This window comes from Pontibacter lucknowensis (assembly GCF_900156415.1).
GTDB lineage: Bacteria > Bacteroidota > Bacteroidia > Cytophagales > Hymenobacteraceae > Pontibacter > Pontibacter lucknowensis.
Genome location: NZ_FTNM01000004.1, coordinates 105,038 through 125,706, shown reverse-complemented (window position 1 = coordinate 125,706; position 20,669 = coordinate 105,038). Strand labels below are relative to the sequence as shown.

The window sequence follows — 20,669 nt, the reverse complement described above, 5'->3', positions numbered from 1 at the left end:
CTATTTAATTGTTTTATACGGGCTCCGCTTGTACCTTTGGGCATTAAAAAGCATTCATTACTTAACCTTCTAACAAATACAGATGAATTGGTTTACTAAAACGTTTTCCAGTACAATCGGCCGCAAGATCATCATGTCTATCACAGGTCTTTTCCTGTGCTCTTTCCTGGTAGTGCACCTGATAGGTAACTTAACGCTATTCAAAGGTGATGACGGCGTGACATTTAACCTGTACTCTCACTTCATGGCGAATAACCCGATCATCCGCACCATGGAAATTGTATTGGTTCTGGGATTTGTGTTTCACATCTACGATGCGCTTGTACTGACGCGCCGTAACAAAGCAGCCCGCCCTGTTGGATACGCAGAGAATCATCCGCAGGAGAACAGCACGTGGTCTTCCCGTAACATGGGCCTTTTAGGTACTGTGATTCTCGTATTCCTGATCATTCACCTCTGGAACTTCTTCGTTCCGGCTCGTTTTGGTGCCGCTGGTGGCCTGGAGGGTGTTGTGATTGAGAATGTAGACTATGACAACCTTTACCTGAAGGTGGTGCAGTCTTTCCAAATCTGGTGGTATGTGCTGATCTACGTAATTTCCATGATCGCTTTGGCTTATCACCTGATCCACGGCTTCCAGAGTGCCTTCCAGTCACTGGGCCTGACGCACAAAAAATACACCCCGTTCATTAAGACATTCGGTGTTGTATTCTCTATAGCGGTTTGCTTTGGCTTTGCCATCATTCCGATTTATTTCTTTTTCGCTGCATAACATAAACTTTCATTAGTTGCTATGATATTAGATTCAAAAATCCCGGAAGGCGCCTTAGCTGAAAAATGGGATAAGCATAAATTCAATGTGAAGCTGGTAAACCCAGCCAACAAACGTAAATACGACATCATTGTAGTGGGTACTGGTCTTGCCGGTGCTTCTGCTGCTGCCACACTCGGCGAACTAGGCTATAACGTGAAAGCGTTTTGCTTCCAGGATTCCCCTCGCCGTGCGCACTCTATCGCTGCACAGGGTGGTATCAACGCCGCAAAAAACTATCAGAACGACGGTGACTCGATCTTCCGTCTGTTCTACGACACCATCAAAGGTGGTGACTACCGCGCCCGTGAGGCAAACGTATACCGCCTTGCTCAGGTGTCAGTGAACATCATCGACCAGTGCGTGGCTCAAGGTGTACCTTTCGCCCGTGAGTACGGCGGACTGCTGGCTAACCGTTCGTTTGGTGGTGCACAGGTATCCCGTACTTTCTACGCCCGCGGCCAGACCGGACAGCAGCTGCTACTGGGTGCCTACTCTGCCCTGAACCGTCAGATTGCTTACGGTAAGGTAAAGATGTACCCACGCACGGAGATGCTGGACCTCGTAATGGTGGACGGCAAAGCCCGCGGTATTGTGGTGCGTAACCTGATCACTGGTAAAATTGAGTCGCACAGTGCACATGCTGTAGTGCTGGCAACAGGTGGTTACGGTAACGTTTTCTTCCTTTCTACTAACGCGATGGGCTCTAACGCTACGGCGGCCTGGAGAGCGCATAAGAAAGGGGCTTTGTTCGCTAACCCTTGCTTCACGCAGATTCACCCAACCTGTATACCTGTATCCGGTGAGTACCAGTCGAAACTGACGCTAATGTCAGAGTCCCTGCGTAACGACGGACGTGTATGGGTTCCTAAAACGGTGGAGATTGCCCAGCGCCTGCGCAAAGGTGAGATCACTGTAAACGATATCAAAGAAGAAGATCGTGATTACTATCTGGAGCGTAAGTACCCTGCCTTCGGTAACCTGGTACCACGTGACGTAGCTTCGCGTAACGCGAAACTGATGTGCGACGAAGGACGTGGCGTGGGCGCATCTGGACTGGCCGTATACCTCGACTTTGCTGATGCAATCAGACGCGAGGGACAACCAGCAATCGCTGCCAAGTATGGCAACCTGTTTGACATGTACGCCAAGATTACGGATGAAAACCCGTATGAAAAACCGATGCGCATTTACCCTGCCGTGCACTATACCATGGGTGGCCTTTGGGTGGATTACAACCTGATGACCAACATCCCTGGTCTGTACGCTACTGGCGAGTGTAACTTCTCTGACCACGGTGCCAACCGCCTTGGTGCCTCTGCCCTCATGCAGGGTCTGGCCGATGGTTACTTTGTAATTCCTTACACAATCGGTGATTACCTGGCTCAGACGCCTTACGACAAAGTAAGCACTGATCACCCTGCCTTTAAAGAAGCAGAGCAAAATGTAAAAGCCACTACCGATCGCTTACTGTCTATCAAAGGTAACCGCACAGTAGATGACTTCCATAAAGCGCTTGGTTTGCTGATGTGGGACTACTGCGGTATGGCCCGTAATGCTGAAGGTCTTCAGTTTGCCAAGCAGGAGATCCGCAAGCTGCGCGACGAGTTCTGGCAGAACGTGAAAGTGACTGGTGTAAACGAAGAGCTGAACCAGACACTGGAGAAAGCGCACCGCGTAGCCGACTTCCTGGAACTGGGTGAACTGATGGTAGACGACGCACTGAACAGAAATGAGTCATGCGGCGGTCACTTCCGTGAGGAGTACCAGACACCAGAAAACGAAGCCCTGCGTGATGACGAGAACTATGCTTACGTAGCCGCCTGGGAGTTTACAGGGGTAGGCAACGAGCCAATCCTGCACAAGGAAGAGCTGAAGTTTGAGAACGTGAAGCTGACGCAGCGTAGCTATAAATAATGGATAATTAATAATTAAGAATGAATAATAGATCTGGGAAACAGATGATTGAAGTTCTTAATTCGTAATTCTTAATTCGTAATTAATAAAGAAATGGCTGGAAGTAATCCAAATGCTAAACCAATGGACCTCACATTGAAGATTTGGCGCCAAAAAGATAGAAATACTGCAGGTCAGCTGGTAACCTATACGCTTAAGAACATATCCCCGGATATGTCTTTCCTGGAAATGCTGGACGTGCTCAACGAAGAACTCCTGGTGAGAGGTGAAGAGCCTGTTGCCTTTGACCATGACTGCCGCGAAGGTATATGCGGTATGTGCAGCTTGTTCATCAACGGCCGGGCTCACGGTCCGGAGCGCGGCACAACCACGTGCCAGTTGCACATGCGTCACTTTAACCACGGCGATACCATCACAATCGAGCCTTGGAGAGCAGCGGCTTTCCCAGTACACAAAGACCTGATCGTTGACCGTTCTGCCTTCGACCGCATTCAGCAGGCCGGTGGTTATGTATCCGTAAACACGGGTGGTGTACCTGACGCAAACGAAATTCCTATACCTAAGACAATTGCTGACAAGGCATTTGATGCAGCTACCTGTATCGGTTGCGGTGCTTGTGTAGCTGCTTGTAAGAATGCCTCTGCCATGCTGTTTGTCAGTGCAAAGGTATCGCAGCTGGCGATGCTGCCTCAGGGTAAAGTAGAAGCCAAGACACGTGTAGAGAACATGGTAGCACAGATGGATGTAGAAGGCTTTGGTGCCTGCTCTAATACAGGTGCTTGTGCTGCTGAGTGCCCGGTAGGCATCTCACTAGACAACATTGCCATGTTGAACCGTGAGTATCTTGGTGCTAAAGCAAGCTCTGAGAACGTATAGTTCACCTGATTCTATTTAGCTCAAAAGGCGAGACAGGAAACTGTTCTCGCCTTTTGCTTTTATATTAGCACAAATATTCTGACATCTACACTTTTCTGTAAACCGTAGAGACTAGCGTCTGTTTACAAAAGGACACTACACAATACTATGATCACCATTATAACGGGCACTAACAGGCCATCCTCTAACTCCACAGCAGTTGCCAAACTTTACGCGAAACTGCTGGATGAACGCCAGGTTGGCAACCAAATACTGGATCTGGCTAATCTTCCGGCTGACTTTACGACTTCAGCCCTGTATGATAACATCGGCACAAACCAAGCCTTTAACGACCTGAGCGCGCTTATCGGTGAGTCAGATAAGTTTGTCTTCATTGTTCCAGAATACAACGGTTCTTTCCCAGGTGTGCTCAAGGCTTTTATTGATGGCCTTTCCTACCCAAACACTTTTCGCAACAAGAAGGCAGCCTTGGTTGGCCTCTCATCCGGAGTGCAAGGCAGTGGCCTGGCCATGAGCCACCTGACAGATATCTTCAATTACCTGGGTATGCACGTACTGGCGCTAAAACCGCGCCTGGCACAAATTGAGAAGAACTTCGATGGCGCTGCTATCACAAACGAGCTATACCTGGAACTGCTAAAACAGCAGATTGATCAATTCATCCATTTCTAATAGCCAGGTTGTTGTGTAGGTATAGGTATAAAAAAAGAGCCCGCTTTGACAGCGGGCTCTTCACATTATTAGAAAACAGGATTAAAATTAGTCTACATTATCATGCAGAAAGCGGTTGTCGCCTAGTATCTCGTTGTCATCGTTTAGGTTGAAACGGGATATGTTGCGTTCAGAAGAGTGTGCAACTGAATCCAGGGCAACATTGCGGCGCAGGTAAGCCGGTACGTCCAGCTTCTCTTTCATCGCTTCGCTCGTGGTCATGTCGGCGCTCAGCATTTTCAGGCGCTCACGGCGCTCAATCGCTTTTTGCTTCATCAGCTCACGCTCAGCTTCAAGGCGCTTTGCCTCACGTGTGGCATAGTCTTCTTGTTGCTGCACACCAAAGCCGTTGCTGAACTCCTGCGTAGTAGAACCCTCCAGGTTAAAAACACGGCGCTGCGGTTGTTGCTGTACAGGCTGCTGTGGCTGTGGGGCCTGCGGCTGCTGGTACTGCTGTTGCTGAGGCGCTTGCGGTTGAACTGGCTGTTGCGGCTGCTCCACCACCGGGCGACGAATTTCAAACTGCTGCTGCACCGGCTGCTGAGGTTGTGGTGTCACAACAGGCGCTACTACTGGCTCAGGCACAAAGTTCACCATTTTAGGCTGCTCTGGCTTGGCTGGCTCTGCTACTTCAATTTTTTTTTGGCTATCCAGGTCAAATACCGTTTTCTTTGGTTCAATGATAACCTCTGCATCGCTGGCAAAACCAGTAGCAATTACAGTTACACGAATACTCTGACCAAGTGAGGAATCGATACCGTGACCGAAAATAACTTCAGCTTCCTGTCCGGCTTTATCCTGGATATATTCAGTGATTTCAGTCAATTCGTCCATTTCAAGCTCAGCCTGCTCACCAGACATAATTGAAAGGAGGATTCTCTGAGCACCGTGAATGTCAGTGTTATTCAGCAAAGGAGAAGAAAGCGCCTCTTCAGCAGCACGCAGGGCACGGCCCTCACCTTCTGTAGTTGCAGAACCCATCACTGCAGCCCCAGAGTCTTTCATTACAGTCTTCACGTCCTCAAAGTCAACGTTCACTTCGGCTGTAACGGTGATAATCTCAGCAATAGATTTAGCGGCTGTTGTCAACACATTGTCAGCTTTGGAGAAAGCCTCACGAATGGTCAGGTTACCGAACATCTCGCGCAGCTTATCATTGAGGATAACAAGTATTGTGTCGCAGTTTTCGCTTAGTTCTTTGATACCGTTCTCAGCGGCAGTCTTTTTCTTCTTTCCTTCAAAAACGAAAGGAGCTGTAACGATACCCACAGTTAGGATACCGAGTTCTTTAGCCACCTTTGCGATAACCGGAGCTGCACCTGTACCTGTACCACCACCCATACCAGCCGTGATAAACACCATCTTGGTATCGTTGCTCAGTAACTCTCGTATCTCTTCCTTGCTCTCCAGCGCTGCATGTTTTCCTTTTTCAGGGTTGGCACCGGCGCCAAGACCTTCAGTCAGGTTCAAGCCTATTTGTAGTTTATTTGGAACACTGCTGCTTTTCAGCGCTTGCATATCTGTATTACAGATCACGAATTCCACATCTTTGATACCTTGGTTATACATGTGGTTAACCGCGTTGCTGCCACCGCCCCCGACGCCAATCACCTTGATGATGGACTTACCGCTTGCCGGCAGGTCAAAACTGTACATTGATGTCATACTAAAATCTCCTGCTATTATGGGTTTCTAATAATTATGCTTCTTACTAATCGATATCGTCTGACAGAAGTCCTTTAATTCTGTCAAGCAATCCCTTGCCGCTGCTTTCTTTGCTGGCGGTCTTTGTTGTTACCACTCTGTTATACTCTTCGTGCTGCTGCACCTCCACATGCTTCTCTTCACGCTGGTCAAGTGACTGGTAGCCGGCCAACACCAGCCCTACACCCGTTGCGTGCATCGGGCTCTTCACGGCATCGATCTTCGACTTGCCCAGATGCTCGTTCGGATAGCCAATGCGGGTATCCATGCCGGTGATGTATTCTACCAGTTGCACCAGGTTTTGAAGCTGAGCGCCTCCCCCTGTAATCACGATACCGGCTGCCAGGCTGTTGCTATACCCTGAACGAACAATTTCCGAGTAGATCAGTTCCACAATCTCTTCCATTCTCGCCTCAATAATATAGGCCAGGTTCTTCAGAGAGATCTCCTTAGGCGTACGGTCACGCAAGCCCGGGATCGAAACGATCTCGTTTTCTGAAGCTTCGTCGGCAATCGCCTTTCCAAACTTCACTTTCAGCTGCTCCGCCTGGTTCTGCATCACCATGCAGCCCTGCTTAATGTCAGATGTGATGATATTGCCCCCAAAAGGAAGAACTGCCGTATGGCGGATAATATTGTCTTTGAAAATAGCAAGGTCTGTCGTACCACCGCCAATGTCAACCAGCGCCACCCCGGCTTCCTTCTCCTCGTCGCTCAGTACCGACATGCTGGAAGCAAGCGGCTCCAGGATCAGGTTATCAATCTCGAGTCCGGCACGGGCGATGCATTTGTTGATGTTGCTGATCGCATTAGACTGTGCGGTGATGATATGGAAGTTACCCTCCAGACGGACACCCGACATACCTACCGGGTCCACTATACCTTCTTCATAGTCTACTTTGTATTCCTGCGGCATCACATGGATGATCTCGCTTCCCGGAGGGGTCACCAGTCGGTACATGTCATTTGTCAGGCGGTTCACATCCTCTACCGTTATCTCATCATCCGTCATTTGGCGGGTAATGCTGCCATTGTGCTGCAGGCTCTTGATGTGCTGCCCGGCAATACCCACGTTCACCACCTTGATGTTGATGCTCGCCTGATCTTCGGCCTGCTGAACGGCTTTTCTGATCGCCTCTACGGTTTTGTCGATATTGCTGACAATACCACGTACCACCCCTTCCGAGATGGCTTTGCCCATCCCCAGGATTTCCAGCTTTCCATACTCATTCTTCCGACCAACAAGTGCGCAAACTTTGGTTGTGCCGATGTCCAAGCCTACTACTATTTTGTCGTTCTGCATATGCTGTATATGTTATTCACAAATAATCTGATCTTCGTACTCAACATTGACTCTCTTATATTTATCCCAGCCCATCACGGGCAGTACTTCTTTATAAAAGACCATCAACTTTTTAAATTTTTGTTCCATGTCATTTGGCTTCCCAAACTCAATGGTGTGTTCCCCTACCTGTGGCAGAAAAGAAACTTTGCCCTTTTCATCGATATGCATCTGGGCTAATTGGGCTTTCCAAAACTGATCGGCTTCAATGAAACGCAGCAAGGAAATATAGGCCTGGCCTGTAGAGTCCTGAAAGAAATCCCTGCCGAACGGTCTGCCGGACTGGGTCTTCGTAATGGGTATTACACGAGCGGTATATCGGTCGGACAGGGGCAGCATATTACCCTCTGCGTCGATGTAGACATCTTGATCTGGTCGTATAATTCTAGCTATAGGCCTATTCTGTTTAATACTTACTTTGATGTTGCCGTCGAGACCTTTATAAACCTCTGCTTCTTTCACAAAGCTATGTGCTTCGATACGTTTTTCAAGGTTTTTCAGATCGATCTCCTGGTTGGGCAAACCTTCCAGTTTTCGTTCACCTTCTCGGGTTAGGAGATCTCTTACTTCCTCTTCCCCAATAAAGTAATTGTTGTACTCATTATCAATATTTATTGACACTTTCTCACACTTTTTTTCATTTTGGCGAGAAGAGGCAAATCCTGCAAGAGCGGCGATCGTAACCACGCTACAACATGCAAAAATTAAAGATTTTATTTTACTATTCAAGCCCATTTCAGTTATTTTCTAAAATATTTTTTATAGGCTTTACTAATGTATCGATATCACCGGCTCCAACTGTTGCCAATACCTCAAAATCAGTGTTTTCAGCTAAATAAGCCGCCACATCCTCTTTATGCAAAAGTCTTTTTTTCGGACCATTTATCAAGCCCAAAATCATTTCTGAAGTCACACCTTCAATTGGCTTTTCCCGTGCTGGGTATATATCCAGCAAGATCAGTTCGTCAGCAGCACTCAAACTTTGTGCAAATTCGGTTGCAAAGTCGCGGGTGCGGCTGAACAAATGCGGCTGAAACACCACTGTCAGCTTTTTGTCCGGATAAATGGCACGCAAAGACGTCATGAACGCATCGATCTCTTTCGGGTGGTGCGCATAGTCGTCGATGTATACTTTGCCCTGCCCTTCGTATATCACTTGGAAGCGTCGCTTCACACCTCTGTAACTTGCCAAAGCATCACGCAGTCTGTCGTCTGACACGCCCATGATCTGACCCGCTATCAGTGCAGCCAGGGCGTTCTCCACATTATGATATCCGGGTAAACCGAGTACCAAACGTGCTATGTTACCAAAGGGTGTTTCTGTATCAAAACAGAAGCTGTATCCCTGTATTTCAAGCTGTTGCACATGCCCTTCACCCTCGTCCAAGCTGTAGCGAATCACCCGCACACCCTCCTGCACTTTTTCAAGCAGACGTGGATCAGTGTCGCTATGCAAAATCAGGAAACCGCCTGGTTTCACCTGACTGATGAACTTCTGAAAGGTTCTGATCAGTTCCTCTTTGTCACCATAAATATCCAGGTGATCGGGGTCGGCCGAAGTCACAATGGCTATGTCCGGGTAAAGCGTCAGGAACGAACGGTCATACTCGTCGGCTTCTACCACAATCGTCTCCTGCTCAGCCGTACCTTTTCCGATTAAAAGATTCGAGTTTAGGTTGGTTGCTATACCTCCCAGAAAAGCTGAACAATCCACGCCGCCTTCGTGCAGCAAATGTGTCACGATAGACGAAGTTGTCGTCTTGCCGTGCGTACCAGCCACTGCTACGGTATAGGCCGAACCGGTGATAATGCCTAACACCTCCGAACGTTTCTTGATGGTATAGCCTTGGGTCTTCAGGTAGGCCCACTCCGTGTGCTCGGCAGGTATAGCCGGCGTGAGTACCACCAAGGTCGTCTCTTTGTTATCCAGTATTTCTTTTGGCAACTGGTTTACATCATCTTCATAATGCACCCGGATGCCCTCCTTCTCCAGTGCCTCAGTGAGTGGGGTTCGTGTTTTGTCATAGCCCCATACCGGAAGCTTCCGGGCATTGAACCAGCGGGCGATGGCACTCATGCCGATGCCGCCGATGCCAAGGAAATAGATATAGCTATAATCTTCCAGTCTCACTTGATCAACTTTAACAGTTCGTTCACAATATCGACAGCGGCATTTGGCCGCGCCAGTTTCAATATATTCTGCGCCAGACGGTGCTGCTCTGTCTCGTTACCGGCCAGTTCCAAGGCGGCAGGTATAAGCTGTTGCTGCGCTTCAGCATCCCGCACTAACAGGGCAGCCTGCTCCTGCACCAGTGACATGGCATTTTTGGTTTGGTGGTCTTCGGCCACATTCGGCGAAGGCACCAGTATACTTGGCTTTCCGGCCAGACACAGCTCCGAAATCGAGAGCGCCCCGGCTCTGGATACCACCACATCGGCGGCGGCATAAGCTAGACCCATCTGCCTGATGAAATCAAAGGCACGTATACCTGCATCGGTAAAAGGCTTCTCCAGTTCCTGCGCCTGCGGATAGAATGCTCTGCCCGTCTGCCAGATCAGTTGATAGCCTGCGTCTGCAATTTGCTGCAAGCCTGCGGCTATACTTTGGTTTATCATTCTGGCACCAAGGCTTCCGCCTATCACCAGTATCGTTTTCTTTTCAGAGGTCAGCCCGAAGTGCAACAGGGCCTCGCGGCGCTTGCCTTCTAGCTCCATGATGTCCTTTCGAACCGGGTTGCCCGTCATGACCAGCTTTTCAGCCGGGAAGAAGGCGTCCATGTTGTTGTAAGCCACACAGATCTTCTGCACCCGTTTTGCCAACAGCTTGTTGGTAATGCCGGCATAAGAGTTCTGCTCCTGAATCAGGGCCGGGATTTTCTTAGAAGTCGCAGCATACAGCAACGGACCGCTGGCATAGCCGCCCACACCTACCACGGCATCCGGCTTGAACTCACGGATGATCTTGTTCGACATCCGGATACTGGAAATCACTTTCCAGGGGAAAGAGAGATTGTCCAGTGTGAGACGGCGCTGCAGTCCGCTGATCCAGAGACCCACAATCTTATAGCCCGCTTCCGGCACGCGTGTCATTTCCATACGCCCGATCGCTCCCACAAATAGGATCTCCGCATCAGGGTGCACCACCTTGATCTGGTTGGCAATAGCGATGGCCGGGTAAATGTGCCCGCCAGTGCCACCACCGCTAATGATGAAACGATATGGACGCTGCGGATTAGGCATTGGCCGTCACTTTTGAGGTCGAACTAAATGACTCTTCTCCTTTCACGGTACGGCTCACGCTCAGGATGATCCCGATGGATATACCTGTGAAGATCAGGGATGTCCCCCCCATACTCAGAAGCGGCAATGGCAGACCCGTAATCGGACCAAGCCCAACGGCCACGCCCATATTGATCATACCCTGCAGCACCAAACTGAAACTCAGACCGGCTGCCAGTAAGCCTCCAAAGGCACCGTTGCTTTTCGTGACCGTCACCAAGCCCCGGTAGAGCAAGGCAAGGTATAGGAAGAGCACCAAAGCACCACCTAATAACCCGTATTCCTCCAGTATGATCGCATAGATAAAGTCAGAGTAAGGGTGCGGCAGAATATCGCGCTGATCGCTGTTGCCCGGACCTTTGCCCACCACGCCACCTGTTGCGATAGCGATATAGGATTGCTCGAGCTGAAAAGCGGTTTCCGATTCATCGAAGAAGGCTTCTACCCTGCTGATCGCTGTGCCCAGACGCTGACCAGCTGCCAGACCAACACCGCCCAGCATAGCGCCTGCTATCACGAAAGCCGCCAACGATTTCATCGGCACACGTCCGATGAACATCAGCAAGAGGCTGGTCAGGAACAGTAATACCGCTGTTGAAGTGTTCGTCAACGCGATCAGGGCGCAGATAAAACCAGTCCAAGCAAAGATCGGCAGCAAGTTACGCTTCCAGTCGTCGAGGTTGTTTTGCTTCTTCGAAAGCATACTGGCCAGATAGGAAATCAGTGCCAGTTTCGCCAAATCCGAAGGCTGGAAGGTTTGGTTGATCACTGGGATGGTAATCCAGCGGGACGCTTCATTGATATTCGAACCGAAAAAGAAGGTATAGAGCAATAGCGGCACCGACAGAATAAGCGCCACCAGCGACAATCGGGAATAGTAACGGTAATCGATCTTGTGCGCTAGCCACATGAAGGCTAGTCCAATGAAGATCAGCGAGGAGTGCTTGAAGAGGAAGTACTCCGTGTTACCGTCTTTTTGCTTGTACGCCAAGGTACCGGTAGCCGAATATACGACTGCCATGCTGATAAGCGAGAACATCAGCACGATGCCCCAAAGCACCGCGTCCCCTTTCAGGTTCCGCTGTAACCACTGCTTGATCATATTACCTTTGGCTAAAAATTAAAAATCTTACTTTTTCAAAACTATCTTCTCCACGGCCTCCCTGAAGCGCTGCCCCCGGTGCTCGTAATTGTTGAACAAATCGAAACTCGCGCAGGCCGGTGACAAGAGCACCACATCACCCGGTGTCGACAGCAAGCGGCCCATTCGCACCGCATACTCCATCGAAGTCGTTTCCACCACCACCGGCACTATGCGCCCGAAGGCTTCTTTCAGCTTGTCGTTGTCCTTGCCCAGACACACCAGCACTTTCACTTTCTCTTTGGCCAGATCCTGCAGCGCGCTGTAGTCGTTGCCTTTGTCCACACCGCCCGCAATCCAGATGATCGGCTGCTTTATACCTTCGAGGGCATAATACACCGCTTCCACATTGGTCGCTTTTGAGTCGTTGATGTATGTAACTTCCTTGGATACCGTGATCACCTGCAAACGGTGCTCGGCGTTCTCAAACGTCTCCAGCCCCTTTTCAATCTGGCTGTCTTCCACTCCCATCAGTTTGGCGACCGCTACGGCGGCCATCGTGTTGTACTGATTGTGCTTGCCGATCAGGGCAGAGCGGGAAGCGTCAATGTCGCCTTCAAAGAACTTGACGTTAACCTTTACATGCGTCCCTTCACATAGTACTTTCGTACCTGCCGCTCCTTGGAGCGAGAATGGGATTGTGGTTCCGCCAAAAGACGCAGAATCGAACGCATTACGGATAATATCATCATCGTTGTTGTAGATAAAGTAGTCCGCGCCGCTCATGTTCTGCGCAATGCGCAACTTCGAGGCGGCGTACTTGTTTAAGTCATAGCCATACCGGTCAAGGTGGTCTGGCGTAATATTTAACAGTACTCCAATATGTGCTTTGAACTGGTACATGTTGTCGAGCTGAAAACTGCTCAGCTCCACCACGTAGTACTCGTGTTTGTTGTCAATTACTTTCTCGGCCAGACTCTCACCGATGTTACCGGCCAGTCCCACGTTGATACCCGCGCTCTTCAGCAAGTGGTAAGTCAGTAGCGTCGTCGTGGTCTTGCCATTCGTACCGGTAATACAAATGAACTTCGCGTCGGTATACCGGCCAGCGAACTCGATCTCCGATATTACCGGAATCTCTTTTTTGATCGCCTCCTGAATAATGGTCGCCTTGTCGGGTATACCCGGGCTTTTGATGATCTCGTTGGACTCTAGGATGCGCTCAAAGGTATGGGTGCCCTCTTCGTAAGGTATAGCCGCTGTTGCCAACTTGGCTTTGTAAACCTCCTTGATCTGCCCCATGTCCGAAACGAACACGTCAAGTCCCTTCGCCTTGGCCAGCAATGCTGCCCCTACGCCACTTTCTCCCGCTCCGAGTATCGCTAGTTTCATAATTCCTATCGCAGTTTCAGGGTTGCCAATGTCAAAATCGCCAGCATGATGCCCACAATCCAAAAGCGCGAAACGATCTTGGATTCATGGTAGCCGTTTTTCTGGTAGTGGTGGTGCAGCGGCGACATCTTAAAGATGCGTCGGCCCTCCCCGTATTTCTTCTTCGTATACTTGAAGTAGCTCACCTGCAGCATCACCGACAAGTTCTCGATCAGGAAAATGCCGCACAGAATAGGTATAAGCAATTCCTTACGCACGATCAGGGCCATCACCGCGATGATACCGCCAATGGCCAAACTTCCGGTGTCACCCATAAATACTTGGGCCGGATACGAGTTATACCACAGGAAACCCACGCAGGCTCCCACAAAGGCCAGCGCAAAAATGGTTAGCTCACCCGAGTTCGGGATGAACATGATGTCCAGGTAATCCGCGAAAATAGTGTTACCGGACACCCAAGCAAAGATCGCCAGCGTCAGGCCGATGATGGCCGAGGTACCAGCCGCCAAACCGTCGATCCCGTCGGTGATGTTGGCGCCGTTGGACACGGCCGTGATCACCAGAATCACGAACGGGATATACAGGTAGCACGACCAGTCTGCGAAAAGCGGACCGGCAAAAGAAAACAAATTGCAGTAATCGAGCTCGTTATTTTTGCGGAAAGGAATGGTTGTAATCATGGACTTGATGTCTACCCACTTGCTCGTGGCGTTCACGGCGGAGGTAGAGCCATCGGTGAAAATGTACTGTCTTACGACAACATCGTCACTAAAGTATAGGGTCAAACCCACAATAATTCCTAAGCCAATCTGACCCAGCACCTTAAATTTTCCGGCCAGTCCTTCTTTGTTCTTTTTGAACACTTTGATGTAGTCATCCAGGAAGCCGATCAAGCCCAGCCAGATCGTTGAAACGATCATCAGGAGCACGTAAATGTTGTCCAGACGGGCGAACAAAAGTGTCGGTACGAGGATAGCCAACAGGATGATCAGACCACCCATGGTTGGGGTGCCTTTCTTCTCCATCTGACCCTCTAAGCCGAGGTCGCGTATGCTTTCGCCTACTTGCTTGCGCTGCAAAATCTTAATCAGTCGTCCGCCAAACATCATCGCGATCAGCAAGGATGTCAGCGTTGCCATACCCGCCCTGAACGAGATGTACTGGAATACACCCGCCCCTAATAGGTCGTACTCACGGTCAAGGTATGTAAAGAGGTGGTAAAGCATTTATTCGGTAATCGTTTCCTTTGGTCTTTCTTAAGTTTGTCTATTTGCCAAGCTGTTGCAGGGCTTCCTGCAGCACTTGTTTGTCGTCGAATGGGTATTTCACGCCCTTGATCTCCTGATAGGTCTCGTGGCCCTTGCCCGCTACCAGAATGATATCGCCCTTGCCGGCCAGCATACAGGCCGTGCGGATGGCCTCTCTCCTATCCAGCACACTCAGGGTCTTCTTGAAGTCGAGTGGCTTCACCCCTTTCTGCATGTCCTCGAGTATAGCCTGCGGCTCTTCGAAGCGCGGATTGTCGGATGTCAGGATCACCTTGTCGCTCAGGCGGCAGGCGATGTCGGCCATCACCGGGCGCTTGCCTGCGTCGCGGTTACCGCCGCAGCCAACTACTGTTATCACCTTCTGCAGCGGCGTCCGGATCTGCTGAATGGTGTTCAGCACATTCTCCAGCGCGTCCGGCGTGTGGGCGTAGTCCACTATACCTGTGATCTGCTCCGTCTCCGACACGATGTAGTCGAAACGACCCGCCGCCGTATTCAGACTTGAAAGCACTGTCAGCGCTTCCATCGGGTCTTCTTCCAGCAACACGGCCACCCCATAAGCGCCGAGCAAATTGTATGCGTTGAAAGCGCCGATCAGCTTGGCCCAGATCTCGTGACCGTCGATCTCCAAATGCAAGCCCTGCAAAGTGTTGTCGATCAGGCGGGCTTTGAAGTCGGTTACTTTGCGCAGCGAGAAATAGCGCACCTCCGCTTTGGTGTTCTGCACCATCACCGGACCACGCTTGTCGTCGGCGTTGATCAGGGCGAAAGCACCGGCTGGCAGTATATCAAAGAAAGACTTCTTGGCTTTGATGTACTCATCGAAGGTGCCGTGGTAGTCCAGGTGGTCATGCGTGATGTTGGTGAATACACCGCCGGCAAACGTTATACCTGCCACGCGCTGCTGCACCATGGCATGCGAACTCACTTCCATAAAAGCGTAGGCACAGCCGGCCTTCACCATCTTGTCCAGCAAAGCGTTCAGCGACACGGCGTCCGGCGTGGTATGCGTCGATGGGATCACCTCCTCGTCAATCTGGTTCTGCACCGTGGATATCATGCCCACATGGTAGCCCAGCTCGCGGAACAGCTTGTGCAGCAAGGTCACCGAAGTCGTCTTGCCGTTCGTACCTGTCACACCCACCAGCTTCAGTTTGCGGGACGGGTGGCCGTAAAACGCAGAAGCCATCAAACCCAGGGCCTGACCGCTATTTTTAACTTTGATATAGGTAACCCCACTTGCCAGTTCTGCCGGCAGTTCCTCACACACAATGGCAACGGCCTTCGCCTCCGCGGCTTTCGCCATGAAGTCGTGCCCGTCGACCTGCACGCCGCGCATGGCCACGAACAGCACCCCTTGCTGTACCTGGCGCGAGTCGAAGGTTATTGACTCGACCTGCACATCCAGCGGGCCGTGGCTTTCCAGCACGGTAACGTCTTTCAATATGTCCTGCAATAGCTGCATTAGCTCAGTACAATCGTAATTTTAGTTTCTTTGTTAATTTCAGTGCCCGGCTGTACAGACTGTTTCTGTACACGTTTGCCCATGCCCTCCACACTCACTTTCAGGTGCTGATTGCCCAGAATGAACAGCGCGTCGCGCAGCGTCATACCGGTTACGTCCGGCACCTGACCGCCCCTTACTGGGTTCGGCTCAAACTTCAGCGAGCGCATTTGCGGCGTCACGCGCACCCACTCGTCATCGCTTGTTGCGGTGGAGTGGTTACTCACGCCGATCTTGTTCAATATCAGACCCAGATCATCCAGGCTGCCGGCTTTCACCTGTGGCAGACTGTCTTTGTTCGGCACCACTCTAGCACGCAGCGGCTGGTGCATAGCCAGGTCGCGGGCATAGGCCTTGTCGGCCACCTCCTTAAACACCGGCGCGGCCACATCGCCGCCGTACACGTTCACCCCTCTCGGGCTGTCGATGATCACAATGCAGCTGTACTTCGGATTGTCAGCCGGAAAATAACCGGCGAACGAGGTCGAGTAGAGCTTCACGTATTTACCGTCTTTCACCTTGCGGGCAGTTCCGGTTTTGCCGGCCACTTTGTAGTCGGCACTTCTGATATTCCTTGCGGTACCGTTCTGCACTACACCTTCTAGCATGGTCCGCACCTTTTTAATGGTTTCTTCTGAAGCAATTCGCTCGTTCAACACCCTCGTCTGGAAGGTCTGGATAACTTGATCGGCGCGACGAATCTCTTTCACGATAATCGGTTGCACCTTCACGCCGTTGTTTGCCACGGCATTGTAAAGGGCTAATGTCTGCAGCGGCGCCAGCTTCATCTCGTAGCCAATCGACATGGAGGTAAGCGATGTGCCATACCAGGTCTTATCACTGGTGTTCTTAATGTAAGGTCTTGCCTCCCCATCCATCTGGAAGCCCAATGTGCTGCTCAGACCGAACTTATGCAGGTAGTCCACAAAAGCCTGCTGGTTGTCACCGAAGTTTTCCTGTATCAGCTTCGCTATACCTATGTTCGAAGATTTCTCAAAAACCTCCTGTGTCGTGAGTTTACCGTAACCGCCGATTTTCACGTCGGTCATGGTCGTATTTTTGATGCGGTAACGGCCGTCGCCCGTGTCCACGGTGTCGGTCAGTGCCATGCCAGTGTGCTCAAACAAAGCCAGCATGGAAGCCAGCTTAAAGGTAGAGCCCGGCTCCGTACGTCCTTGGTTACCAACCGCATAGTTATAGTCTTCGATGTAGCCGCCCTTGGTTTTACCTAAGTTTGCCATCGCCTTTATCTCACCTGTCTTCACCTCCATCAGGATCACGCAACCGTAGTCGGCGTTCTTCTCCACCAACGCCTTGTAGAGGGCGTTCTCCGCCACGTCCTGAAGGTTGATGTCGATGGTCGTTTTAATATCATAGCCGTTCTGCGGGGCCACTTCCGTACCGTCATAGATCGGTTTGTTACCGCCCGCTATACGCTCAAAAAGGGCCTCCCCATCGGTGCCCGCCAAATCGCCATTGAAGCTGTACTCCAGTCCCGCGCCGTTCTTGTCTTCATTTATAAAGCCGATCGTTCGTTCTGCCAGCATACCAAAAGGCTTGAAGCGCTTCTCAACTTTCTCGAAGATCACCCCGCCTTTGTTCTTGCCCGCCCGGAAGATCGGCCAGCTTGCCATCATCTTCTTCTCCTGGTAATTGATCTGGCGGCTGTTCAGCCTGATATACCTCCTGCCGGCATGCCTTGCGTTCTTGATCTTGCGACGATAGTGCTCCGGTGACTGATCCTTGTAGAAGCGCGAAAGCAACATAGCCAGCGAGTCTATACCTGCGTTGAACGTCTCCGTCTGCGCAATCGCCGGATCGAACGCCACGCGGTAAAACGGCAGCGATGTGGCCAATATACTCTCGTTGTCGGAGTATATATTGCCACGGGTGGCCGGCACCGGCTGGTAGCGAATGCGGCGCTCTTTCGAGATCTGCTTCCACTTAGTACCATCCAGCACCTGTATCTGCACCACTTTGTACACGATAGCACACGCAAAAAGGCAGACCAGCAAGAACACGATCCGCACTCGCAATACTATTTCCTTTTTAATATTCATCTGCCGGCACTTCTACTTGATAAGGTGGAGATGAACTTTCAACCAGACCCAACGGGGCCACATTGCGCGCAACTTCAGACTGCTTGCTGGCACCCATATAATCAGACTTCAGGGTGGTATAATCCGCCCGGAGGTCTTCTGTCTCTACTTTGATCTTGGCTATTTTGCGAATGGTCTTCTCGGCGTAGTGGGTATTGCCAATGTAGAAGAGCGTGATACCTGTCAGGAACAGCACATGCGGCAGGTACTTAGTCGGCACGCCCTCCTGAAACAGAAAATCAACATTGGTATACCTGTCCAGCCACTTAAACAGGCTAAACCCCTTCTTTTTTGCCTTCACCTCCGGCTTCACCTCCTCCGCTGGTTGCACGCGTGGCGTGTTCCCCTTGGGTGCGGCAGCTGTCTTAGTCATCAGGTTAGGAGCCATAGTTGAATTTAGGTATGCTACACTGTTGGTTGATTCTTTATTCTATTTCTTCATTCGCTATCTTTTCTCTGCGATTCTGAGTTTGGCACTGCGGGAGCGGCTGTTCTCGAGCAACTCCTGTTCTGATGGCACGATCGGTTTCCGGTTCACAGCATCGAGCGGCTTCTTTTCGTTTCCGAAGAGGTCTTTCTCCACCTCTCCGAAGAACTTGCCCTTGGCGATGAAGTTCTTCACCAGCCGATCTTCGAGTGAGTGGTAAGACATCACCACCAGTCGTCCGCCGGGTTTCAGCACTTCGGCCGCCTGCTCCAGCATTTCCTCGAGCGCCTTCAGCTCGTCGTTTACTTCTATGCGCAGCGCCTGAAACACTTGCGCCAGATATTTGTTCTCCTTCCCACGCGGGGTGCAGGAGCTGATGGCTTGTTTAAACTCACCGATCGTCTCGATCGGCTTGCGGGCCCGTTGTGACACGATCACCCCAGCCAGCGTTTTGGCGTTTTTCACCTCGCCGTAAATACCGAAAATCCTGTGCAATTGCTCCTGGCTATAGGTATTCACCACTTCGCTTGCCGGCATACCCGACTCCGGGTCCATGCGCATGTCCAGCGGTCCGTCGAAGCGGGTCGAAAAACCGCGCTCGGCCTCGTTGAACTGATGTGACGATACGCCTAAGTCAGCCAGAATACCGTCTACTTCTTTCACGCGGTAGAGGCGCAGGTACTTTTTCAGGTCCCGGAAGTTGGCGCGTACAAATGTGAAAGCCGGGCTGTCGATCTTCTTCGACTGCTCCTCCGCGTCGCGGTCCTGGTCAAACGAGTAAAGCCGACCTGTTGTCAGCTTACTGGCGATTACCTTAGAGTGCCCGCCTCCTCCAAACGTCACATCCACATACACGCCGTCTGGTTTAATTTCCAGTGCGTCTATGCATTCCTGTAGCATAACCGGTCTGTGGTACTGCATTAAATCAAAGGCGCTTCCGCCGGTTTATCTCCTAAAAACTTCTCGGCCAGTTGCGAGAAACTCTGTTGGTCCTTGATCAGGAAGTCTTCATACCTGTCCGGGTTCCAGATTTCTACGCGGTTTCCCAAGCCCACCACAATGGCTTCTTTCTCCAAATCGGCGAAACGGGCCATGGTACGGGGCACGATGAAACGGCCGGTGCCGTCCAGCTCGATCTCCGTGTTGCCACGGAAGAAGTTGCGCTGAAACTGGCGGTACTCCTCGTTAAACTCGTTCAGACCTGCCACCTTGTCGTAGATCGTCTTCCACTCCGATTTCGGGTAGAGCACAAGGCAAGGTTCGAAACCCCTCGTCAGAACGACATGATTGCCAGACGCCTCCGGCAGATTGGCTTTTATCTTCGCAGGTAAAACCAATCTTCCCTTTGGGTCAATCTTGCATTCGTATTCGCCAGACAGGAAGTTCATGTATATGACAGTTTGGTCCGTGTAGTTTTTCGGAGTATACAAATGTAACGATTCAACAAAACACCGCAACCACAATCTCCCACTTTTTACCACTTTGTGGATAAATTACGGTTATCCACCCCACTTATCCACATTATCCACATTTTGCAGCTTCATTTTGCGGATAAGTTTATTTGCATAAAATATGGCCGTTCGTTAATATACGAGACTGCATATATTTTAAACAACTGAATAACAGATACTTAATTAATAAAACAGGTATAAACAGCACCTCCTGCAGCGTGTTTTCAGCAAAAGTGGGACAAAGTGGAGAATGTGGGACAAAGTGGGGTAATATCCCGAGAGTGGATAAAGCTTGGTGATATTGTGGAGGAAAATCCCGTATATTTGTGTTGTGAATCAGACCATCCGCCATACGGTAATACTGCTGCTGACCCTGAGCATTTTGCTGGGCTCTTTTGGCGTGGCCCTGAGCGAACAACTCTGCCTGATGACCGGCCTGAAGATGTCGGCTGCGCAGGAGCAAACGGATGGTTGCTGCCAGGAATCTGATACTCAGGAAACTACTGAAGATGATTGCTGCACAACAGCGCTGTCTTTCGAAAAGCTGGAGCCGGTCTCTTCTATTAAGAGCCTGTCGCTTGAGATTCCGGTATTCGTTGCAGTAGCGTTCACTCCACTTTTTACCACCTGGTCACCGGCCATTGCCACTGACCAGCGCATTCTCACCTATTCCGACAGCTCTCCCCCGCTCTTTGGCATTGAGCTGCTCCATCGGCTCCATATTCTTATCGTCTAGACTTAGCTGCAACCTAAGGCGCTGGTGCTATACCTGTGCCTATACCTGTATGCTTTAGTTTTCAAACGAAT

General features: G+C 50.7%; 18 protein-coding genes. 5 read left to right on the top strand and 13 right to left on the bottom strand.

Translation table 11 applies throughout. The annotated features are described in order from the left end of the window. The first annotated feature begins 82 nt into the window (after window positions 1-82). The 4 genes from BW972_RS13645 (at window position 83) to BW972_RS13630 (ending at window position 4,276) form a co-directional block, all read left to right on the top strand. Window positions 83-772 (top strand): succinate dehydrogenase cytochrome b subunit, encoded by a 690-nt coding sequence (locus BW972_RS13645; RefSeq protein ID WP_007652458.1) that lies wholly within the window; start codon window positions 83-85, stop codon window positions 770-772. Between the two features lie 21 nt (window positions 773-793). Next, the gene (locus tag BW972_RS13640; protein WP_007652459.1) at window positions 794-2,728 is read left to right on the top strand and encodes a fumarate reductase/succinate dehydrogenase flavoprotein subunit; all 1,935 of its coding nucleotides are present in this window, start codon (window positions 794-796) and stop codon (window positions 2,726-2,728) included. Between the two features lie 123 nt (window positions 2,729-2,851). Further along, window positions 2,852-3,604, top strand: a complete 753-nt coding sequence (locus BW972_RS13635) for a succinate dehydrogenase/fumarate reductase iron-sulfur subunit (protein ID WP_076422543.1) — start codon at window positions 2,852-2,854, stop codon at window positions 3,602-3,604. Window positions 3,605-3,751: 147 nt separating this feature from the next. Further along, window positions 3,752-4,276 carry an NADPH-dependent FMN reductase gene (locus tag BW972_RS13630; protein WP_076422542.1) on the top strand — a complete coding sequence of 175 codons (525 nt, stop codon included), beginning with the start codon at window positions 3,752-3,754 and terminating at the stop codon, window positions 4,274-4,276. 87 nt (window positions 4,277-4,363) lie between these two features. Here the strand turns inward: BW972_RS13630 and ftsZ are convergent, their stop codons facing one another. From ftsZ to mraZ, 13 genes are all read right to left on the bottom strand, one after another. After that, window positions 4,364-5,980 (bottom strand): cell division protein FtsZ, encoded by a 1,617-nt coding sequence (gene ftsZ, locus BW972_RS13625; protein WP_076422541.1) that lies wholly within the window; start codon window positions 5,978-5,980, stop codon window positions 4,364-4,366. Window positions 5,981-6,026: 46 nt separating this feature from the next. After that, window positions 6,027-7,322 carry a cell division protein FtsA gene (gene ftsA / locus BW972_RS13620; protein ID WP_076422540.1) on the bottom strand — a complete coding sequence of 432 codons (1,296 nt, stop codon included), beginning with the start codon at window positions 7,320-7,322 and terminating at the stop codon, window positions 6,027-6,029. A 12-nt stretch (window positions 7,323-7,334) separates the two neighbouring features. Continuing rightward, window positions 7,335-8,096 carry a cell division protein FtsQ/DivIB gene (locus tag BW972_RS13615; RefSeq protein ID WP_007652464.1) on the bottom strand — a complete coding sequence of 254 codons (762 nt, stop codon included), beginning with the start codon at window positions 8,094-8,096 and terminating at the stop codon, window positions 7,335-7,337. 1 nt (window position 8,097) lies between these two features. Further along, on the bottom strand, window positions 8,098-9,492 hold the full coding sequence (gene murC / locus BW972_RS13610) for a UDP-N-acetylmuramate--L-alanine ligase (protein ID WP_076422539.1): 1,395 nt from the start codon (window positions 9,490-9,492) through the stop codon (window positions 8,098-8,100). Beyond that, on the bottom strand, window positions 9,489-10,601 hold the full coding sequence (gene murG, locus BW972_RS13605) for an undecaprenyldiphospho-muramoylpentapeptide beta-N-acetylglucosaminyltransferase (protein ID WP_076422538.1): 1,113 nt from the start codon (window positions 10,599-10,601) through the stop codon (window positions 9,489-9,491). Before murG ends, murC begins: the two co-directional genes overlap by 4 nt. After that, the gene (locus tag BW972_RS13600; protein WP_007652467.1) at window positions 10,594-11,742 is read right to left on the bottom strand and encodes an FtsW/RodA/SpoVE family cell cycle protein; all 1,149 of its coding nucleotides are present in this window, start codon (window positions 11,740-11,742) and stop codon (window positions 10,594-10,596) included. Before BW972_RS13600 ends, murG begins: the two co-directional genes overlap by 8 nt. A gap of 27 nt (window positions 11,743-11,769) precedes the next feature. Then, the gene (gene murD / locus BW972_RS13595) at window positions 11,770-13,113 is read right to left on the bottom strand and encodes a UDP-N-acetylmuramoyl-L-alanine--D-glutamate ligase (protein ID WP_007652468.1); all 1,344 of its coding nucleotides are present in this window, start codon (window positions 13,111-13,113) and stop codon (window positions 11,770-11,772) included. Window positions 13,114-13,118: 5 nt separating this feature from the next. Beyond that, window positions 13,119-14,339 (bottom strand): phospho-N-acetylmuramoyl-pentapeptide-transferase, encoded by a 1,221-nt coding sequence (mraY, locus tag BW972_RS13590; RefSeq protein ID WP_007652469.1) that lies wholly within the window; start codon window positions 14,337-14,339, stop codon window positions 13,119-13,121. 40 nt (window positions 14,340-14,379) lie between these two features. Continuing rightward, window positions 14,380-15,846 (bottom strand): UDP-N-acetylmuramoyl-L-alanyl-D-glutamate--2,6-diaminopimelate ligase, encoded by a 1,467-nt coding sequence (locus BW972_RS13585; protein WP_007652470.1) that lies wholly within the window; start codon window positions 15,844-15,846, stop codon window positions 14,380-14,382. Beyond that, entirely contained in the window at window positions 15,846-17,945 is a 2,100-nt protein-coding gene (locus tag BW972_RS13580; protein WP_076422537.1) for a penicillin-binding protein, read from the bottom strand. Before BW972_RS13580 ends, BW972_RS13585 begins: the two co-directional genes overlap by 1 nt. Beyond that, a complete protein-coding gene (locus BW972_RS13575; protein ID WP_040573407.1) occupies window positions 17,935-18,357 on the bottom strand; it encodes an FtsL-like putative cell division protein in 423 nt (140 codons plus the stop codon). The genes BW972_RS13580 and BW972_RS13575 overlap by 11 nt, the downstream gene beginning before the upstream one ends. 72 nt (window positions 18,358-18,429) lie before the next feature. Continuing rightward, window positions 18,430-19,311 carry a 16S rRNA (cytosine(1402)-N(4))-methyltransferase RsmH gene (rsmH, locus tag BW972_RS13570; RefSeq protein WP_234986383.1) on the bottom strand — a complete coding sequence of 294 codons (882 nt, stop codon included), beginning with the start codon at window positions 19,309-19,311 and terminating at the stop codon, window positions 18,430-18,432. 20 nt (window positions 19,312-19,331) lie between these two features. Continuing rightward, entirely contained in the window at window positions 19,332-19,799 is a 468-nt protein-coding gene (mraZ, locus tag BW972_RS13565) for a division/cell wall cluster transcriptional repressor MraZ (protein ID WP_076422535.1), read from the bottom strand. 394 nt (window positions 19,800-20,193) lie between these two features. Between mraZ and BW972_RS13560 the strand changes: the two genes are divergently transcribed. Next, window positions 20,194-20,598 carry an HYC_CC_PP family protein gene (locus BW972_RS13560; protein WP_234986382.1) on the top strand — a complete coding sequence of 135 codons (405 nt, stop codon included), beginning with the start codon at window positions 20,194-20,196 and terminating at the stop codon, window positions 20,596-20,598. Window positions 20,599-20,669: the final 71 nt, after the last annotated feature.